This window comes from Spongiimicrobium sp. 3-5, assembly GCF_046557915.1.
Lineage (GTDB): Bacteria > Bacteroidota > Bacteroidia > Flavobacteriales > Flavobacteriaceae > JBHEBG01.
Genome location: NZ_JBHEBG010000008.1, coordinates 1 through 17367, shown reverse-complemented (window position 1 = coordinate 17367; position 17367 = coordinate 1). Strand labels below are relative to the sequence as shown.

Genomic DNA, 17367 nt, shown 5'->3' with positions numbered 1-17367 from the left:
TTTCATCTAATGTCATTTGGTCCAAAAGATTTTCTACCCTAATATCTATTTGCTTTTGTACCTGCACGTAATCGTTGCTTGTTTGTAAAAATAAAGAGGGATGCCAAGGAGCAATGCTTGTAAAGTAGCCAATACTTTCATAGTATTATGTTTAATTCATATGAATAATTTAACAAATCATAGAACGGCAGAACATGTTGATCAACTATTACATTTCAATGCAATCCGGCGCTAATTATTTAGGCTGCTTAAATGCATTGTTGGAGTTCTTGATGGTCTATTTTCGACAATAGCAAGGTTAAGGATTTGTCCAATATCTCATCTATTCGGTTCGCAGTCCAAGTGGTGTTAGCTACTTTTAGCACAATGGTAGATAACAATCCTGATTTTAAACAGAAAGCGTTGTTATCAGCATCCGTTTCAACAAAATCCAATATTGAAGGCCTTACAACAATAACCCCGTCTACTGTACCATTGCTAATGTTCTCAAAGCATTCCGCTTCTTTTTTTTCGCATCCAAAGCTTTGTAAAACCAAAATACGATAGCCTTTCTTGAAAGCATCTATTTGAATTTTCGAAATAATGTAGCCACACATTCCCGCCGTAATTTTAGGCAATATCACGGCAATTATATTGGTTCTTGAGCTACTTAGCGCTACTGCGGAATTATTTGGGACGTAATTGTGTTGCTTTGCCAACGCCCTTATTTTGGATTTTGTTTTTTTACTTACGTCCATCCTATCGTTCAAAGCTTTAGAAATGGTGGAAATGGAAAATCCAGAGAGTTGGGATATTTGTCTAATTGTCATTTCCGATTTCATACTTCAATTAATTTTGGTTTATCATCTATTGGTTTGGCTACGTAGTCATTGCAAGTTTCATACAAGGGCTATTTTCCCTAGAATAGTTTTTTGGTTACTTATCAATATCACTTTACTAAACTGTCATTTAGCATACTGAAGAATACAACCATAGATGTAATCATTAACCTTACCTAAAAGATTGACCAAATTATGTGTTATAAAGTTTTAAGAGGCCTATGTCCATGCTATAGATCGTAGATAAAGAAGGGTGTTCATTACCCTTCTTCTATCCACAAACTAATCGAAATTGAACTAAAACCACTTCTGCTTAAAATTAATAACCCGGATTTTGAGTTAAATTGGGATTGGTGCCAAGTGCTTCGGGAGGAATGGGAAAAAGAATGAAAGCAGGCGATCCCGTTATTGGTTTCTCCTGAGCAGCATTCATGAATGTGCCAAATCGAATTTCATCGTTTCGTCCCCATCCTTCTATCCACAATTCACGATTTCTTTCATTCAAAAGTTCGATCTCGTTTAAAGCGGTCAACGTTGTTGCACCCCTAATCGCCCTTATATTATTAACAATGACTAGAGCAGCCGCCGCTTCACCGGAACGCAAAAGGGCCTCAGCTTTCATCAGGAGAATATCGGAATACCTAAAAAGCACATAATCCGTATCGGGTAGATCTACACCATTTTCAAAATCGGGAAGGTACTTCATTTGTCGTATTCCTTGGCGTTCGTTAGAAGAAGCCAAAGAGAAATCTCTAGTAAAAATAAGAGGCTCTCCTGTTCTATCCTCTAACAGGGTTCCGCTATCGTCCGTTTGTGGTCCCAAAATAAAACCAGGGACTATTCCAGTCATATCCGTCATTATCTGTGCTGATGGTGAAACTACATTGGATATGGTAGGGTCGCTTGTTTTTCTGATGTCCCCATCTTCCATTATATCATACATATCGGTTAAAACAACAAAACCATTCCATCCTCCAGGATTTTGGTTATAGTGCATACTCATTCTATGTCTGGATTGTACGTCGTTCAAGTCAGTATTTAAATCTTGTCCCGGATTATTTTTGGATACGAATATCAATTCAGTGGATTGCTGTCCGTTGGTAGATGAAAAGTTCTTGTAATAATCCGCCTCCAAGGAAAAATTTCCAGAATCAATTATAGCATCACAATGCGCAATAACGGCGTTTAGGTCGATATCCGTAAAAGTATAGGGTCCTTCAGGATTAGCTGCCCCCCATACTGCTTTGTTTAAATAGATTTTTGCCAGCAAGGCGTGTGCCGCCCATTTTGTGGCAATATCCGAAGAATTCATGTTGGTACCTCCAGAAGTGGGAAAATCATTAATAATAGGTTCTATATCGTTTATTAAAAAATCGGCAGCTGTTTGCCTAGTAATGAAAATACTTGGCACTTCCCTTAGATCTTCACCGGGTTCCCGAACTGCTGCCTGACCAAAAAGATCTATGGTAAAAAACAAATTAAACCCTCTTAGAAATTTGGCCTGGGCAGTGGTAGAAGCATCTACATCAAACCCAAGTACATTGGTAGCATCGTTTACACCGGCAAGTAGTGCACTATAGGTATCTACTACAAATGGATTACTTATTCCCCAATTATGCTGATGCAATTGTCTCCATACACCACCATCATCCCAATCCGTCCCCCTTGTTGGTCCTGCCAATTGTGTAGATGGATGTGTAAGGAGCGCCCAAACCCTACCCTGATCTTGGAATTGAGCCAGCGATGCGTAGGCACCTTCTAAAAATTGTGCTCCACTTATAAATTCTGCAGCCTGATCATTGTCTAAAACATCTTCAAGTTCTTCGTCTAAATCTGTACAGTTCACAGTTAATACTGTGCAAAACAGTCCTAAAAAATAATAGGATATTTTAAATTTTATATATTCTTTCATTTTTTATTTTTTAAAAATTTACATTAAGTCCAAATACAAACGTAGTGGCCCTTGGGTAAGGTGTATATTCAATGGCCAGCGATGGAATGTCATCATCGGTTGTTTTATTTGTGTTTACTTCAGGGTCAAATCCTGAATACGGTGTTATAACAAAAAGGTTCTGACCGGTTACATAGAATCTTGCAGAATCTATGAACGGTGTCGGTTTTTGTAATGTATAGCCAACGGTAAGATTGGCCAATCGTAAGAAATCACCAGACTCTAGGTATCTGGTAGAGACAGAATTGGCATTGGATACACTTTCTCCGTTACCCACAATATTGGCACTGATATTTCTAGAGTTATTGATGTTTCCTTTTACAAAAACCCCGTTGGCGGTGTTGTTATAGACCTCGCCTCCATAGGCTCCGTTGAGGTTAACCGTGGTATCGAAGTTTTTATATCGGAAGGAAGAGTTAATCCCAATCGTAATATCGGGAATGGCTCCACCGGCAATGATCCGATCGTCCCCTCCAGGGCCGGTCTCCAAAACGCCATCGCCATCCACATCGGTAAATATGGAAAGTCCGTTGGAATCAAATCCCTCAAAAATTGGAAGACTAAAAGCAAAGAGAGCTTCGCCGTTTGCTATAATTTGCGCTCTTTCCGCGGATAGGCCTTGGCCATCTATCTGCCCAGCAAATATTGGGGCGCCATCGTAATTTTTCACCTCATTCTTTATAAAACCGGCGTTGACAGATACTTCCCAGTCCATATCCTTGGTTTGTACGATAACACCTGATAAGGACACGTCTACACCTGTATTTACAATCTCCGCATCCAGATTTTCAAAAAACCGCGCATCGGGAGCAGGCAAAATAGGTGCTGTTTGAAATAAAAGATCTGTGGTGTTCTTATTGAACCAATCTACAGATCCCGAAAGTCTGCCGTTAAAAAAACCGTAATCCAAACCAATATTTATCTGGGAAGATTGTTCCCATTTTAAGTCGGGATTTCCTGTTCTTGTTTGGGCAGTTCCAGATGGGGTCTGTCCAACAGTAACCGTTGTTCGTGAAAAGCCCGATCCAAATTCTTGGTTACCGTTGATACCGTATCCCAATCTTAGTTTTAAATTGGAAAAAGCTTCGGGGATAAAATCTTCTTCGGTAAGTTTCCAGGCAAATGCAGCAGCGGGGAAATACCCGTATTTGTTGTTTTCTCCAAAACGGGTGGAACCATCGGCTCTTAAAGATGCCGTAAACAGATATTTATCGTAAAAACTAAAATTTACTCTACCAAAAAAAGATTGCAATTCATAGGTTGGGTCTTTAAAAGAATCTCCATTTATATCTTCAGGGTCTCTTACGGACTCAATCACATTTACAAAATCTATTGGCAGGCGAACGTTTACGAAGTCTTGGGCACTTAAAGAATTGCCCCTTCTTAAGAACTCTTGAAAAGAATATCCGGCAAGAGCTTCAAAACGGAAATTTTCACCAAACTCCTTTCTGTAGTTCAAGGTATGTTCAAATAAGGAGGTAGAAGCCGTTAAAGTTCGAATTTCGGCAAAGCCTTGCCCTCTTCGTTCATCCGTAAATGGGTCATCAAATATGGTTCCCAGAATAAGTTGTGGGCTAAGTTCAAGTCTTCTATTGGACTCGGACCTTTCGTAACCAATACTTAGCTTATAGTCTAGTTCACTTGTTAGCTTTATGGTTGCTCCTATATTGGCCAAAATACGCGACGTATTGGTGCGGTCATTATAAAACTCCTGGAATGCCAAGGGGTTTCTAACGTCGTTTCCCGGTTGGTTAAAGCTACCATCCGGATTCCTTAAGGGTCTTGTTGGGTTCCATTGCAAGGCTTGTCCTATTAGACTTCCTTCAAATCCGGCATCATCGGTAATAGGTACTGCATCATCATTTAAGGAAGAATAAATCAGTTTGGTATCTACTCTAACCCGGTCCTGCCCCAATGCTTCGGAATAAAATAAATTTTGAGTAAGATTAAAAGACCCTGTTGTTCTTTCGAGCCCCGAGTTTTTAACGATACCTTCCTGATTCTGATATCCAAAAGATACCCGGTATGTGGATTTCTCGGACCCACCGCTAAAGGAAACGTCGTGGGTCTGTGTAAAGGCAGTACGTAATATATCATCAAAGGCATCTTCATTACCTCCCAAATCACTGGCATTTCCAAGGTTTTCTACTACTAGGGCCTCTCGAAATTCATCTGCCGACAATTGATTTACCCTGTTGGAAATTGTGGAAACACTTACGGCGCCGTTATAAGAAAGCTTTATATCTCCGGATTTCCCCTTTTTTGTGGTAATGATCACTACCCCATTGGCACCCCTTGATCCGTATATGGCCGTAGCCGAAGCATCCTTAAGGATATCAATACTTGCAATGTCATTGGCATTTATAAAATTCAACGGATTCCTTGCTGTAGATTCTCCTAGGCCCTCCACATCTGTTCCTTCACTAATGTCCCTACCATCTAAAGGAATACCATCTATTACGTAGAGCGGGTTGTTGCCTCCACGAATGGAGGTAGTACCTCGGATACGTATGTTAGATCCTGCACCAGGTTCACCACTGGCACCGGTTATTTGCACCCCGGATACCCTTCCTTGGAGTAGTTCATTGGGAGAAGTTATTACACCTTTGTTAAAATCCTCTGCCTTAACGGAAGCAATAGATCCTGTTGCGTCTTTTACAGTGGTAGTACCATATCCAATGATTACCACTTCATCCAGCTGCGCTGCATCTTCTTCTAGGGTGACGTCAATTTTTGTTTGTCCATTTACCGTAATCTCAAGTGTTTTAAACCCTATGTAGCTGAAAACAATAATCGCTTGATCGCCTACATTTTCCAGAGTGTAAAGTCCATCGAAATCGGTTTGGGTCCCGTTTGTTGTGCCTTTTACCAAGATATTGACCCCAGGCAAAGGGCCACCTTCATCAGAAACAATCCCTGTAATGGTTTGTGCATAAATAAGGCTTCCACTCAAGAGCAAACCTAGAAGCACCAGTCTTTTAAGTAATTTGTTTTTCATAATTTAGTTAGTATACGTTAGTTGCACAAATATCAATATTAACTTATTGATAATAAAGTAGTTACATATTTGTATCATACTTACATATTTGTAACCATAACTGAAAATGAGTTAGTTATATGGAAAAAGGAATCAAAAAAAAAGTCGCTGGAAAGCAGTCAGTTTATTAAGAATCGAATGACAATTCAATTTGAAATACCCAGTATAAAAATTTCAATAGTAGACTAAAGTCCTTTTAAACAGATATTTAACGTGGCATTTCTCCTTTTTGTAAAAAAGCTGAGATTTAAAATTATAATTCTAGCCCAAAGTTTTTTGATTATCATTTCAATGTTTTTGTTTGGCCAAAACATCTCGCTTGGTTCCAAAACATAGTATGTGGATATCTCTTCTTGACCGTTGTTTTTTCAGATAAAACCATATATTTGGCTATCCAGATGAATTTATCAAGTTTAGCAATACTTATATAATAATCTATATATAAATGATTTATGCCTTCTTTTAAACACAATAATAAGTTATACTACAATCCGGTGGAATTTGCAATGGGTAGAATTGGAGGTACTTGGAAAATGCCTATTATGTGGCGTCTAAAGGACAAAACTATGAGGTACAGTGAGCTAAAACGAAATATCCCCCATATAACGGGTAAAATGCTAACTACACAGTTGCGAGAATTGGAAAAGGAAGGGTTTGTACATAGAAAAGTATATCCTGTGGTTCCTCCAAAAGTGGAATATTCGATTACAGAAAAAGGGAAAACATGCATCCCAATAATTACTACGATAAGGGATTATGGTATTTTTTTAATAAAGCGTGAAGGAATAGATATCGATATTTGAGCTTAGCTGACAGGAAGAATTTACCATATTGTTCTCAAAATCCAAGGTCATGTAATACTTAGTACATGCTCCACTAAGGTATTACGATAATTAGTTAGCGTAATTTGTTTAAACCTTGCTTTAAAGCCTATACCTAGGCAATTTCCGATATTTTGCTATTTTTATGAAACGAAATCGGACCTGATGAATTTTAGGAATACACTGAAAAGACCACTAGAGAAATTATTTCAGTATCATGACAAGGTTTTTGCTGATCGTTTTTTCTGATTGTATTAAAGTTGAACTTCATTATTTACCTTTAAACATAATACAAAGAAAAACATTGGAAGTTTAGCGAACCTCCATAAATATTGACATATATTCCAAATAATTGAACAACAATCAAAAAATATGAAACAAACTAAAACAATAGCAATAACCCTACTACTTTTGGCCCTTGTTGTCAGCCCTCCCTTAAGGTCACAGACCAAGGTGGATAGTACCAGGATCGTAAAAGTATTGTCATTCAATATACTTGGTGGGAGAACTACTAAAAATGATTTTAATCTTGATGTATTGGCAAAACTTATTAATGATGCCGACCCAGATTTTGTAGCTATGCAAGAGGTGGATTATAAAGTAAACAGATCCAAGAAATACGATTTGGCGACCGAACTGGGTTGGAGGACGAAAATGGCCCCTATTTTTGCGAGGGCCATGTACTATGATGGCGGCGAATATGGAGAGGGTGTTTTATCAAAATATAGTTTTTTAAACACTAGGAATGTGGCTTTGCCGTACATTCCCGGGCAAGAACCTAGAGCGGCTTTAGAAGTAACATCAGAACTCCCCTCCTCAAAGGACACTATTTCCTTTATAGGTACCCATTTTGCGCATGAAGGGAAGCCTGGCAGGATTTTACAGGCTAAAAAGATCAACGAGATGGTTTCCAACAATAAGTACCCCACTATTTTGGTGGGCGATCTTAATGCAGTTCCAGGGAGCGAACCAATCAACATTCTTGAAGAAGTATGGAACCCCACCTACGATAGAGAAAACCCGCAACCTACTATTCCTTCTGACAATCCCAAGGCAAAAATTGACTATGTGATGTGCTATCCAAAGAACCGGTGGCGGGTTTTGAAACGTAAGGTTATAGCGGACACTTACGCCTCAGATCATTGTGCCTATTTGGTAACGTTAGAGCTATTGGATGAATAGGAAAACACACTTTGTTCTAAAGCCATACGACTAACGAAAAAGCGCCATATATCTTTTTTACCAGGTATATGTCCATTTTTTGGTCCTGTTATATAGATTAGCTTTTGTCCATAAATTGTTTTAATTTAACCTTACAAGAATTATATAACAAAGATTAAATTGTTATCAAGGATAGGATTGTTGTAGCAGTACTAACCATATTGGGCAAGTCATTTGTAATAAGGATATCCAAAACCTGGTAAGCTGTTTAAAGTTTATAAACCAAGCGCTAGCCAAAAGAATGAAATTTTCCCTTCTCCTATACTCCCTAATTTTCAGTACCCTTTTGTACGCGCAAGAATATACAATTCGAGATATTGAAATCAATGCTAATGGGGAATCCCATAAATACAAGAATTACTTACAGATGGATGATGACGGGTTTCTATGGTATTCTACCTATAATGGCATTGTAAAGGACTTTGAGACCCATAGTGTGCTGTCAACATTTTTGGATGAAAACGCAGATAACTTGCCTAAACTTATATATGGGTTTTTTATTGATAGCAAGCAAAGGGTATGGGTATCCGCCATAACAGGAATTTTCGTATCCACTGAAACTTTGGATGTTAGTTTTAATCACATAGAATTCAAGCTATTTTTAAAGGGAAGGGAACTGCAGGCGAACTCTTTTATCGAAGATTGCAATGGAAACCTGTGGATTGTTGCTGGCGGCCCTGTGAACAATATTATTTTAAAAGTGGACCCCTCTTTCGAAGTTACGGAGTATCAGATTCCCGGAATTGAACCTAGAGATGTGTATGCAACATATTTTTTAAGGAACTTTCTGCATTTTGAAAGAAGGATCGGCTGCGATAAATTTTTGATTAGACAGGGGCGTAAACTGTTTGTCCTGGACAAAGGGAAGACGGCTTTAATGGCAGATTTTACCGCTACATTAAATTATGAAGAGAGCCCTTATAATCATCCAGAATGGCCACGTAATGGAGGTGACGGCCTTTTGATTACGGATAATGGCGACCTTCTTCCGGAATCCATAGAAACACAGTATGCCTATAAGGGAGCAATTTATAAGACCCATTTCATAAAAGATTTGGACGTACAGGTGCTTAATCTACCCTTTCAAGAAATGATCCTTATTTCGGACGACAATCCTTTATTAAAAAGTTATGCCGATCTTATCGGTATCGATGACTTTGGAAAGACCTTGAAGTTATTCAAAATGGTTGAAATAAACGGAAGTCTTCATTTAAAAAAAGTATATGAAATTCCATTCCCAGATTTAATCGATGATGTTGCAGTCGATAAAAATGGCGTTACATATGTAAGCTGCCATGACCGAATCCGTAAAATAAAGTTCAGAAAGAGTAATTTTGATGGAATCCTTGATCGTTACGAAGATCAAAAGATTGATGTAAGGGGATTTGTGGAGCTCCCTAATGAAAAAATCCTTGCCGCTACCACTGAAGGAATCTTTAAGCTTTCTCCATCGGGTGGTAATGGCTATGGTGAAAGTCTTTACAAAACGGAAAATGTTTTTCCTTCCCTGAATTTCATGAAATCTTTTGCAAAAGAGAGCGATTCCACGGCTTGGTGCCTCGGAGAGAGCAAAGGGCTTTGGAAAATCAATTTTCTTAAAAACAAGATCGAAGAGATTCATGTCTTTAACTCGCACTGGAGATTGCCAAGTTTGCACTATTATGATATTGTAAAATCTTCGGACTCCACACTATTGCTAGCCAGTCATTATGGCCTTCATGAATTCAACATCTTGCAAAGTAAATTCCGTGAACTGCTTATTCCGTCCATAACGAACAATCGGGAACTTTTTGTTTGGGATCTTCACAAGACCAAGGACAGACTCTTAATTGGCACCGATGCGAACGGACTGGTTATACAGGATCTAGACTCCGATACCTTTTTGCACTTAAACAACGACCCAACCAACGGGCGATTGACCCTTCCCACTAATAAGGTCCATGCGGTTTACGTAGATGGGCAAGAAAACATATGGTTAGGAACGGATAAGGGGGCTGTTTATTTGGATAAGGACCTAAAAAAAATAACAGTAATAAATGGAACGGATGACCTCACTAACTTAAACGTAGTAGGAATTTTGGAGGGTGCGAATGGAAATATGTGGTTCAGCACACATAATGGTCTTTATAGGTATGGGAAAAGTTCTAAAAAAATTACTACGTTCTATGTGGAGGACGGCCTGACCTTTAACGATTTCAATCAAATTTCATATTACAAATCTTCAACGGGCAGGTTGTTCTTTGGAGGAGTTAAGGGGTTGATCGCCTTTGACAGTATTGATGATGGTGGAAAATCCCAAAAAATTAGGATCCTCCCTACCAAATTCGAATATTATGATACCGATAAAGAACAAGAAGCGAAGCTTGATGTTTTGAACATGGGGAACTACAGTTTTAATTTACCCTATGATAAAAATTCATTTTCGGTATCATATAGCATCAATGACTGCTATAATACCGATAACAACCAATATGCCTATAAATTGGACGGGCTTACCGATGATTGGGTAGATTTAGGGGGTCAGACCACTTTAAAATTATTATCCATACCTCCGGGAAATTATATTTTGAAAATCAAAGGATTAAATTCTACCGGTATAGAATCATCCAATGAATTGCAATATGATATACATGTAGCGCAAGTTTTTTACAAACGGCCCTGGTTTCAGTCCCTCGTGGTACTTTTTTTACTTGGCATAGCAGCATTGGTTTTGTTGAACATTACCATAAGGGAGCGGAAAAAACATGAATTACGCCTTACTCTGATAGAATTGGAACGAAAAACATTAAGGGCGCAAATGAATCCACATTTTATATTCAATGCTTTGAATGGAATAAGAAAAACGGTGAAAGACGGCAAGTTGGCCAAGTTGGATAGCTATATCACAAGTTTTTCCACCCTTATGCGGCTTACCTTGGATTTAACCAGAAAAGAAAATATTTTGCTCTCCAAGGAAATAAAATACATCAAAAATTATGTTGAACTAACAAATACGAAAAGTGAGCACAAAATAAATTTGGTAATCCAATGCGAACCAAATATTGATATGCAAGATACTTTTATCCCTTCCATGGTCTTACAGCCTATAGTGGAAAACTCCATTGTGCATGGTTTTGCAGACGATGAAAAGGAGAAATCAATATTGATGAAAATTGAAAGATCTACGGCCACAAAACAATTGATACTGACTATAGAAGATAACGGAATAGGAGTTTGGGAAGCAAAAAAGAATCGGGAACCCAATGAGGACCATCAGTCGTATGCAACACAAATATTATACGAAAGATTAAAGCTTTTGAACCAAATACGTAAAAAAGAATTTGGTTATGAAATTACAACGAAAGATCTAGGGGATGGAATAAAAACAGGGACCCAAGTAACCATTAAAATTCCATATTGACTTAAGTGGCTTGTGAACATGGGTTTTGGGATTTAGAACTGCCAATGTCCGTTATGAGCGCTGTTCCAGATAAAAATTGCTTTATAATTCAATGTTGTTTTTTGGTCGGTATGTCTGTTGCCGAACAAAAGTCTACTACCTTAGCATTAGGATATAAATCCATCAATCTCCAGGCAAAAATTGACTATGTGATGTGCTATCCAAAGAACCGGTGGCGGGTTTTGAAACGTAAGGTCATAGCGGACACTTACGCCTCGGATCATTGTACCTATTTGGTAACGTTAGAGCTATTGGATGAATAGGAAAACATACTTTGGTCTAAAGCCATACTACTAACGAAAAAGCGTCATATATCTTTTTTACCATGTATATGTCCATTTTTTGGTCCTGTTATATAGATTAGCTTTTGTCCATAAATTGTTTTAATTTAACCTTACAAGAATTATATAACAAAGATTAAATTGTTATCAAGGATAGGATTGTTGTAGCAGTACTAACCATATTGGGCAAGTCATTTGTAATAAGGATATCCAAAACCTGGTAAGCTGTTTAAAGTTTATAAACCAAGCGCTAGCCAAAAGAATGAAATTTTCCCTTCTTCTATACTCCCTAATTTTCAGTACCCTATTGTACGCACAAGAATATACAATTCGAGATATTGAAATCAATGCCAATGGGGAATCCCATAAGGACATCAATGTAATGCAGGTAGATCATGATGGGTTTCTATGGTATTCTACGAATAACGGGGTTGTAAAGGATTTTGAGACCCATAGTGTGCTGTCAACATTTTTGGATGAAAAAGGAGATAACCCGCCTAAAATAGCATTCACGATTTTTATTGATAGCCAACAAAGGATGTGGGTTTCGACCCAGACCGGAATTTTCGTATCCGACACAGGTTTGGACGATAGTTTTAATCACGTAAAGTTCAAACCAATTTTACGAGGAGAAAATCTTTCGGGAAACTCCTATATCGAAGATTGCCATGGAAATTTATGGATCGTTGGGGCGGACAACGTTATTTTAAAAGTTGATCCTTCCTATGTAGTAGAAGAATATCGAATAGAGGCCCTTAAACCAACCTATGCTTTATCTGACTATTATAAAAGGGAGTTTTTGTTTTTTGAAAAAATGATTGACTGCGATAAAATCCTTTGTAGGCAAGGGCGTAAATTGTTTATTCTTGAAAAGGGAGAAATCAGTTTAATTGCGGATTACACTTCTACAAAAGATTATGAAATGATGGGCTATTTTCATCCCGAATGGACTTTCAATGGTGGGGATGGAATCCTAATCACCCCTAACGGGGAACTCCTTCCCAAGTCTAAAGAAACTCAGTTTACCTATGGAGGAAAAGTCTTTGAAAGCTATTTTATTGAAGACCTGAATTTACAAGTACTTAATCTGCCTTTTCAGGAAATGATCCCTATTACCAAAGACAGCAATCCAATACTCAAAGACTATGCAGATCTCATCGGAATTGATGGTCTTGGAAAGAAACTAGCGCTGTATAAAATGGTTGAAATAGAAGGGAAATTCAATCTAAAAAAAACATATGAGATTCCGTTTCCCTTTTGGATTGAGGACCTAATCATTGATGAAAACGATGTCATTTATGTAAGCAATTACGATCGTATCAGTAAAATAAAGTTCAGCAAGAACAATTTTGACAGGATCCTTTACCACAAAGATAAGCGAGTTATAAGCATGAGAGGGTTGCTAGAGCTTCCAGATGATGAGATGCTTGCCGCTTCCTATTCGGGTGTTTTTAAGATTACACCATCAGAAAATGAATATAGTCAAAGCCCCTACGTAACGAAAAATGTTTTTCCTACCTTAAATTACCTCAGGTCTTTTTTAAAAGCCAGCGATTCCACGGCTTGGTGCCTAGGTGAAAACCGCTTGGTTACCGAGATAAATTTTCTTTCGGAAAAGATCATTGGGCAATACCACTTCGATAAAGACTGGGAATTGGGTCAATTGCGATACTATGATATTCTACAACATTCGGACTCTACTTTGTTGCTCGCCAGTAATTTTGGTCTGCAGGAATTCAACCTTAGACAAAAAAAGTTCCGTGAGCTTCCCTTTATGCCAGTGGCGAACAATGAAGAGCTTTTTATTAGGGATCTTCACAGAACCGGGGATAAACTCTTTATTGGTACCGATGCGAACGGACTGATTATACAGAATTTGGATTCCAATACTTTTTTACACCTCAAAAATGACCCTAACCATAATGGATTTACCCTTCCTACGAACAAGATATATTCGATTTTAACAGATCGGCAAGAAAATGTATGGTTGGGTACCGATAAGGGAGCTGTTTATTTGGATAAGGATCTAGAAAAAGCAACAGTAATAGACTTGGCGGATGGCCTCACCAATTTAAACGCCGTGGGAATTTTAGAGGATGCCAATGAAAATGTGTGGTTCAGCACCTATGATGGTCTTTACAGGTATGAAAAAGATTTAAAAAAGATCACCTCATTTTATGTGGAAGACGGCCTCATATTTAATGATTTCAATCAAAATTCTTATTACAGCACTTCAACAGGCAAGTTGTTCTTTGGAGGTATTAGGGGATTGATCGCTTTTGACAGTATTGATGATACAGTCTCATCTCAAGAAATTAGGATCCTCCCTACCAAATTCGAATATTATAGTATCGATGAAAAAAAGGATGTGGAGCTTGATGTTTTGAACATGGGGAATTACAGCTTTAGCCTGCCCTATAACAAAAATTCGTTTTCGGTATCTTATAGCATCAATGACTGTTTTAACACAAGCATTAACAAATATGCCTATAAATTGGACGGGCTTACCGATGATTGGGTTAATTTGGGGAACCAGACCACTTTAAAATTGTTATCGTTACCCCCGGGAGATTATGTTTTGAGAATCAAGGGATTAAATTCTACCGGTATTGAATCATCCAATGAATTGCAATATGATATGCATGTGGCGCAAGTTTTTTATAAGCGGCCCTGGGTTAGGACCGTTACAGCGCTATTGCTGCTGGGAATATTGCTTTTCGGTATGGTAAGCTACAGTTCCAAGGAACGTAAAAAATTCAACCTACACCTGGCAATGGTAGAATTGGAGCGAAAGGCATTGAGGACCCAGATGAACCCCCATTTTCTATTTAATATGCTAAATAGGATAAGAAAAAAAGTACAAACCGCTAAATTATTTGAACTAGAGAAATATGTAGCTACTTTTTCCGGGCTTATGCGACTTACCTTGGATATGACCAGAAATGACCGTATTCTTCTTTCAAAGGAAATACAGTACATAAAGAGTTATGTGGACTTAACCAATACGGAGAGTGGAAACGAAATTGTTTTAACGATCCAATGTGGGTCGAATATTGATCTGGAAGATACTTTTATCCCGTCCATGGTCTTACAACCTATAGTGGAAAACTCCATCGTACATGGTTTTGCAGACGATAAAAAGGAGAAATCAATATTGATAAAAATCGAAAGATCTATAGCCACAAAACAGTTGATACTTACAATGGAAGATGACGGGATAGGGCTTTTGGAAGCAAAAAAGAATCGGGAACCCCAAGAGGGCCATCAGTCGTATGCAACACAAATATTATACGAAAGATTAAAGCTATTGAACCAAATACATAAAAAAGAATTTGGTTATGAAATTGCCACGAAAGATCTAGGGGATGGAATAAAAACAGGAACCCAAGTAACTATTAAGATTCCATATAAGGAGGAATCTTTCTCAATTTAATTCAATACGCTTGTACTTTGGCCATTAAAAAGCTCCAATAGACCTGCCCTTCTTCTTCTTGCTACGGGAATACGTTCTCCCGTATCCAGAACCAGGGTTCCATCAGGAAAAAACTTTGTTATTTTCTTTACGTTAACCAAATGCGACTTGTGCACCCTAAAAAACAAAGGTGGTGTTAGGGAATTCTCGAAAAATTTAATCCCATAAGAACTAATATGTATATTTCCATCGGTTAGATGAATTTTCGCATAGCTATCAACACTCTCTAAACGAACAATATCCATGATTTTTGAAAAATAGGTGCAGCCCAAAGTTGGAATTGCAATTTTTTTATTCTCCAATGCCAAGGTGTCCAAAAGCAATTTATTGTTTACGGGTTCTTTTTTACTACTCCCTAATCTATGTAAGGCCTTTGTAATAATAGCGATGAATTCGGTTTCATTATACGGTTTAAGTAAAAATCCAAGTGCAAAATGTCGATAGGCGTCAATGGCAAATTTATCATGTGATGTACAAAAAACCACTTCTGTATTTGGAGATTTTAGATCTTTTAAGAGGTTTAGACCACTTAGATTGGGCATTTCAACATCTACAATGAGCAAATCTGGTTTATGCTCGTTTAAATATTCGAGCCCTTTTAAAGGGTCGGTAAAGTATTCTAGTGTGTCAAAACCATCAAAGTTTTTGGACAACAACTCCTTACAATATTCTATGTCAGATATATCATCATCTATTAGTACAATGGTCATGATAAAAAATTTGGGAAAAAATACATTATAGTAATGGGGTTAACATATTATGGGGACAATTCCCACATACCTAACGAAAAAATGCACTTTTAATTATATAATTATAGTTTTAAAAAGTTAACAATCTGGGAAACATACTCGATCTTACTTGTTGAGACGTCCATAACTTCAATTCCTTTCATCTTACATATGTTTTTATAACTGTTCTTATTAGTGGGCGCAAAGACAATGGGGATGTTAAATTTAGCCAATTCAAGACAATCAATTAACTCGTACTCTTCGTTAAAGACAAACAGTATAAAAAGAAAGTTTGCCTTGGGCCTTAAACTTATGAAATTGGTAATGCTCGAAATCCGTTTATAACGGTGCACATTAATATTTGTTTTCTTTAAAGAGTGCCTTATTACATTGCCCAAAGGCCCTTGCTTGTCATAGATTATAAAATTTCCTTTTGTTTCAAACATAGTACCGTATTAAAAACTTTTTATTGCGTATAGTGCTGCTAGGGTTTGTATAAAGAAAAAAGACAAATTTAGCCTTGATATATGTTTAGTTTTAATTCGGATGTTGGGATAAAGTGCGATATAAGCAGATTATCACCCCTATAGATTTTTATTCGTTTTGCCCTATTTCTCAGGGGGATACTAATTTCAAAAAAGTCACTGTCCAAGAAAGGAAAGTTATTCAATACCATTAAACTTTTTATGTCTACGATATTCTGCTTATGATCTAAAAGTGTATAATAGAAACGTCGTTGTGTGGGGTCTATCCCGTTAGATTTTTCTTCTATGAATTCTCCGTTTGGAATCAATTCATAATCCATTACCTTCAAATGGCAATACTGGTTTATATAGTACCTTATCAGGAGGCCGCTATTATCCTCCAATAAATCTTCATTGGGATCTACAATTGCGGCATCCTTTGGATAGCCGTTATGGAGCAAACCATTTTCCCCTTCAAATTTATTGTTTCTCAAGAGCAGTAGTTTTTGCAGGTAGAGCAAAAAATAGTGTTTCGTGTTTTGTGAAATTTCTTGTGTTTGCATTGTAGGAATATTTTGGGTTTTATTTTTGAAACTCAACAATAAACTCACTTCTTCGGTTGAGTTGGTGTTCGGCTTTTGTACAGGGCACACCGTTGGAACAACGGTTCACCAATTGGCTTTCGCCATAGCCCTTGCTCGTTAGTCTGGTCTTTGAAATGCCCTTAGATATCAGATAATTTATGGTAGATTTGGCCCTTCTTCCGGATAATGCCATGTTATAGGCATCATTGGCACGGCTATCGGTATGCGATCTTACATCGATGTTTATGGAAGGATGGAGTTTCATCACGGAAATAATTTTTTCCAGTTCCCGTGCCGCATCCGGACGGATGTTGGATTTATCCAAATCGAAATAGATAATGACATTGAATATTTTTGCAATATCATCGCCTTCCTTAACATCAATTACATTTTTGTTAAGTTCAAAATTATGTTCCCTTTCCTGTTTGCCTTTTTGGGAGTAGGCATCTTCGGGTTCATACTTTTCTTTTTCCGCCTTTATAAAGTAAGACAGGGCTATATCCACCTCTTTCTCGTAATATCCCTTTTCATCGGTTTTAAGTTCGGCCACT

11 protein-coding genes are annotated in these 17367 nt (G+C 37.7%); 4 read left to right on the top strand and 7 right to left on the bottom strand.

The genetic code is table 11. From position 1 onward, the window contains the following. Positions 1–248 precede the first annotated feature (248 nt). The 3 genes from ACEQ81_RS18090 to ACEQ81_RS18080 form a co-directional block, all read right to left on the bottom strand. Positions 249–821, bottom strand: coding sequence for a LacI family DNA-binding transcriptional regulator (locus ACEQ81_RS18090; RefSeq protein WP_411032334.1), 573 nt, complete (start codon positions 819–821; stop codon positions 249–251). A 316-nt stretch (positions 822–1137) separates the two neighbouring features. Continuing rightward, positions 1138–2730: a RagB/SusD family nutrient uptake outer membrane protein gene (locus ACEQ81_RS18085; RefSeq protein WP_411032333.1), complete on the bottom strand. Its 1593-nt coding sequence runs from the start codon at positions 2728–2730 to the stop codon at positions 1138–1140. Between the two features lie 10 nt (positions 2731–2740). Further along, a complete protein-coding gene (locus tag ACEQ81_RS18080) occupies positions 2741–5767 on the bottom strand; it encodes a SusC/RagA family TonB-linked outer membrane protein (RefSeq protein ID WP_411032332.1) in 3027 nt (1008 codons plus the stop codon). Between the two features lie 491 nt (positions 5768–6258). Between ACEQ81_RS18080 and ACEQ81_RS18075 the strand changes: the two genes are divergently transcribed. The 4 genes from ACEQ81_RS18075 to ACEQ81_RS18060 all read left to right on the top strand — a co-directional run bounded on the left by ACEQ81_RS18075 (position 6259) and on the right by ACEQ81_RS18060 (position 15001). Beyond that, positions 6259–6609 (top strand): winged helix-turn-helix transcriptional regulator, encoded by a 351-nt coding sequence (locus ACEQ81_RS18075; RefSeq protein WP_411032331.1) that lies wholly within the window; start codon positions 6259–6261, stop codon positions 6607–6609. Positions 6610–6999: 390 nt separating this feature from the next. Further along, positions 7000–7809 (top strand): endonuclease/exonuclease/phosphatase family protein, encoded by an 810-nt coding sequence (locus ACEQ81_RS18070; protein WP_411032330.1) that lies wholly within the window; start codon positions 7000–7002, stop codon positions 7807–7809. Between the two features lie 280 nt (positions 7810–8089). After that, positions 8090–11248 carry a histidine kinase gene (locus tag ACEQ81_RS18065; protein ID WP_411032329.1) on the top strand — a complete coding sequence of 1053 codons (3159 nt, stop codon included), beginning with the start codon at positions 8090–8092 and terminating at the stop codon, positions 11246–11248. A gap of 582 nt (positions 11249–11830) precedes the next feature. Next, positions 11831–15001, top strand: coding sequence for a histidine kinase (locus ACEQ81_RS18060; protein WP_411032328.1), 3171 nt, complete (start codon positions 11831–11833; stop codon positions 14999–15001). Here the strand turns inward: ACEQ81_RS18060 and ACEQ81_RS18055 are convergent. The 4 genes from ACEQ81_RS18055 to ACEQ81_RS18040 all read right to left on the bottom strand — a co-directional run. Then, positions 14998–15750: a LytR/AlgR family response regulator transcription factor gene (locus tag ACEQ81_RS18055; RefSeq protein ID WP_411032327.1), complete on the bottom strand. Its 753-nt coding sequence runs from the start codon at positions 15748–15750 to the stop codon at positions 14998–15000. The genes ACEQ81_RS18060 and ACEQ81_RS18055 overlap by 4 nt on opposite strands. A 101-nt stretch (positions 15751–15851) precedes the next feature. After that, entirely contained in the window at positions 15852–16214 is a 363-nt protein-coding gene (locus ACEQ81_RS18050) for a hypothetical protein (protein ID WP_411032326.1), read from the bottom strand. Between the two features lie 68 nt (positions 16215–16282). Then, on the bottom strand, positions 16283–16795 hold the full coding sequence (locus ACEQ81_RS18045) for a hypothetical protein (protein ID WP_411032325.1): 513 nt from the start codon (positions 16793–16795) through the stop codon (positions 16283–16285). A gap of 19 nt (positions 16796–16814) precedes the next feature. Then, a partial coding sequence (locus tag ACEQ81_RS18040; RefSeq protein ID WP_411032324.1) for an OmpA family protein occupies positions 16815–17367 on the bottom strand: 553 nt, incomplete at its 5' end.

Excerpts from the sequence above, each read along its gene's own strand:
- ACEQ81_RS18090 (WP_411032334.1), bottom strand. The coding sequence starts at position 821 with ATGAAATCGGAAATGACAATTAGACAAATATCCCAACTCTCTGGATTT.
- ACEQ81_RS18085 (WP_411032333.1), bottom strand. The coding sequence starts at position 2,730 with ATGAAAGAATATATAAAATTTAAAATATCCTATTATTTTTTAGGACTG.
- ACEQ81_RS18080 (WP_411032332.1), bottom strand. The coding sequence starts at position 5,767 with ATGAAAAACAAATTACTTAAAAGACTGGTGCTTCTAGGTTTGCTCTTG.
- ACEQ81_RS18075 (WP_411032331.1), top strand. The coding sequence starts at position 6,259 with ATGCCTTCTTTTAAACACAATAATAAGTTATACTACAATCCGGTGGAA.
- ACEQ81_RS18070 (WP_411032330.1), top strand. The coding sequence starts at position 7,000 with ATGAAACAAACTAAAACAATAGCAATAACCCTACTACTTTTGGCCCTT.
- ACEQ81_RS18065 (WP_411032329.1), top strand. The coding sequence starts at position 8,090 with ATGAAATTTTCCCTTCTCCTATACTCCCTAATTTTCAGTACCCTTTTG.
- ACEQ81_RS18060 (WP_411032328.1), top strand. The coding sequence starts at position 11,831 with ATGAAATTTTCCCTTCTTCTATACTCCCTAATTTTCAGTACCCTATTG.
- ACEQ81_RS18055 (WP_411032327.1), bottom strand. The coding sequence starts at position 15,750 with ATGACCATTGTACTAATAGATGATGATATATCTGACATAGAATATTGT.
- ACEQ81_RS18050 (WP_411032326.1), bottom strand. The coding sequence starts at position 16,214 with ATGTTTGAAACAAAAGGAAATTTTATAATCTATGACAAGCAAGGGCCT.
- ACEQ81_RS18045 (WP_411032325.1), bottom strand. The coding sequence starts at position 16,795 with ATGCAAACACAAGAAATTTCACAAAACACGAAACACTATTTTTTGCTC.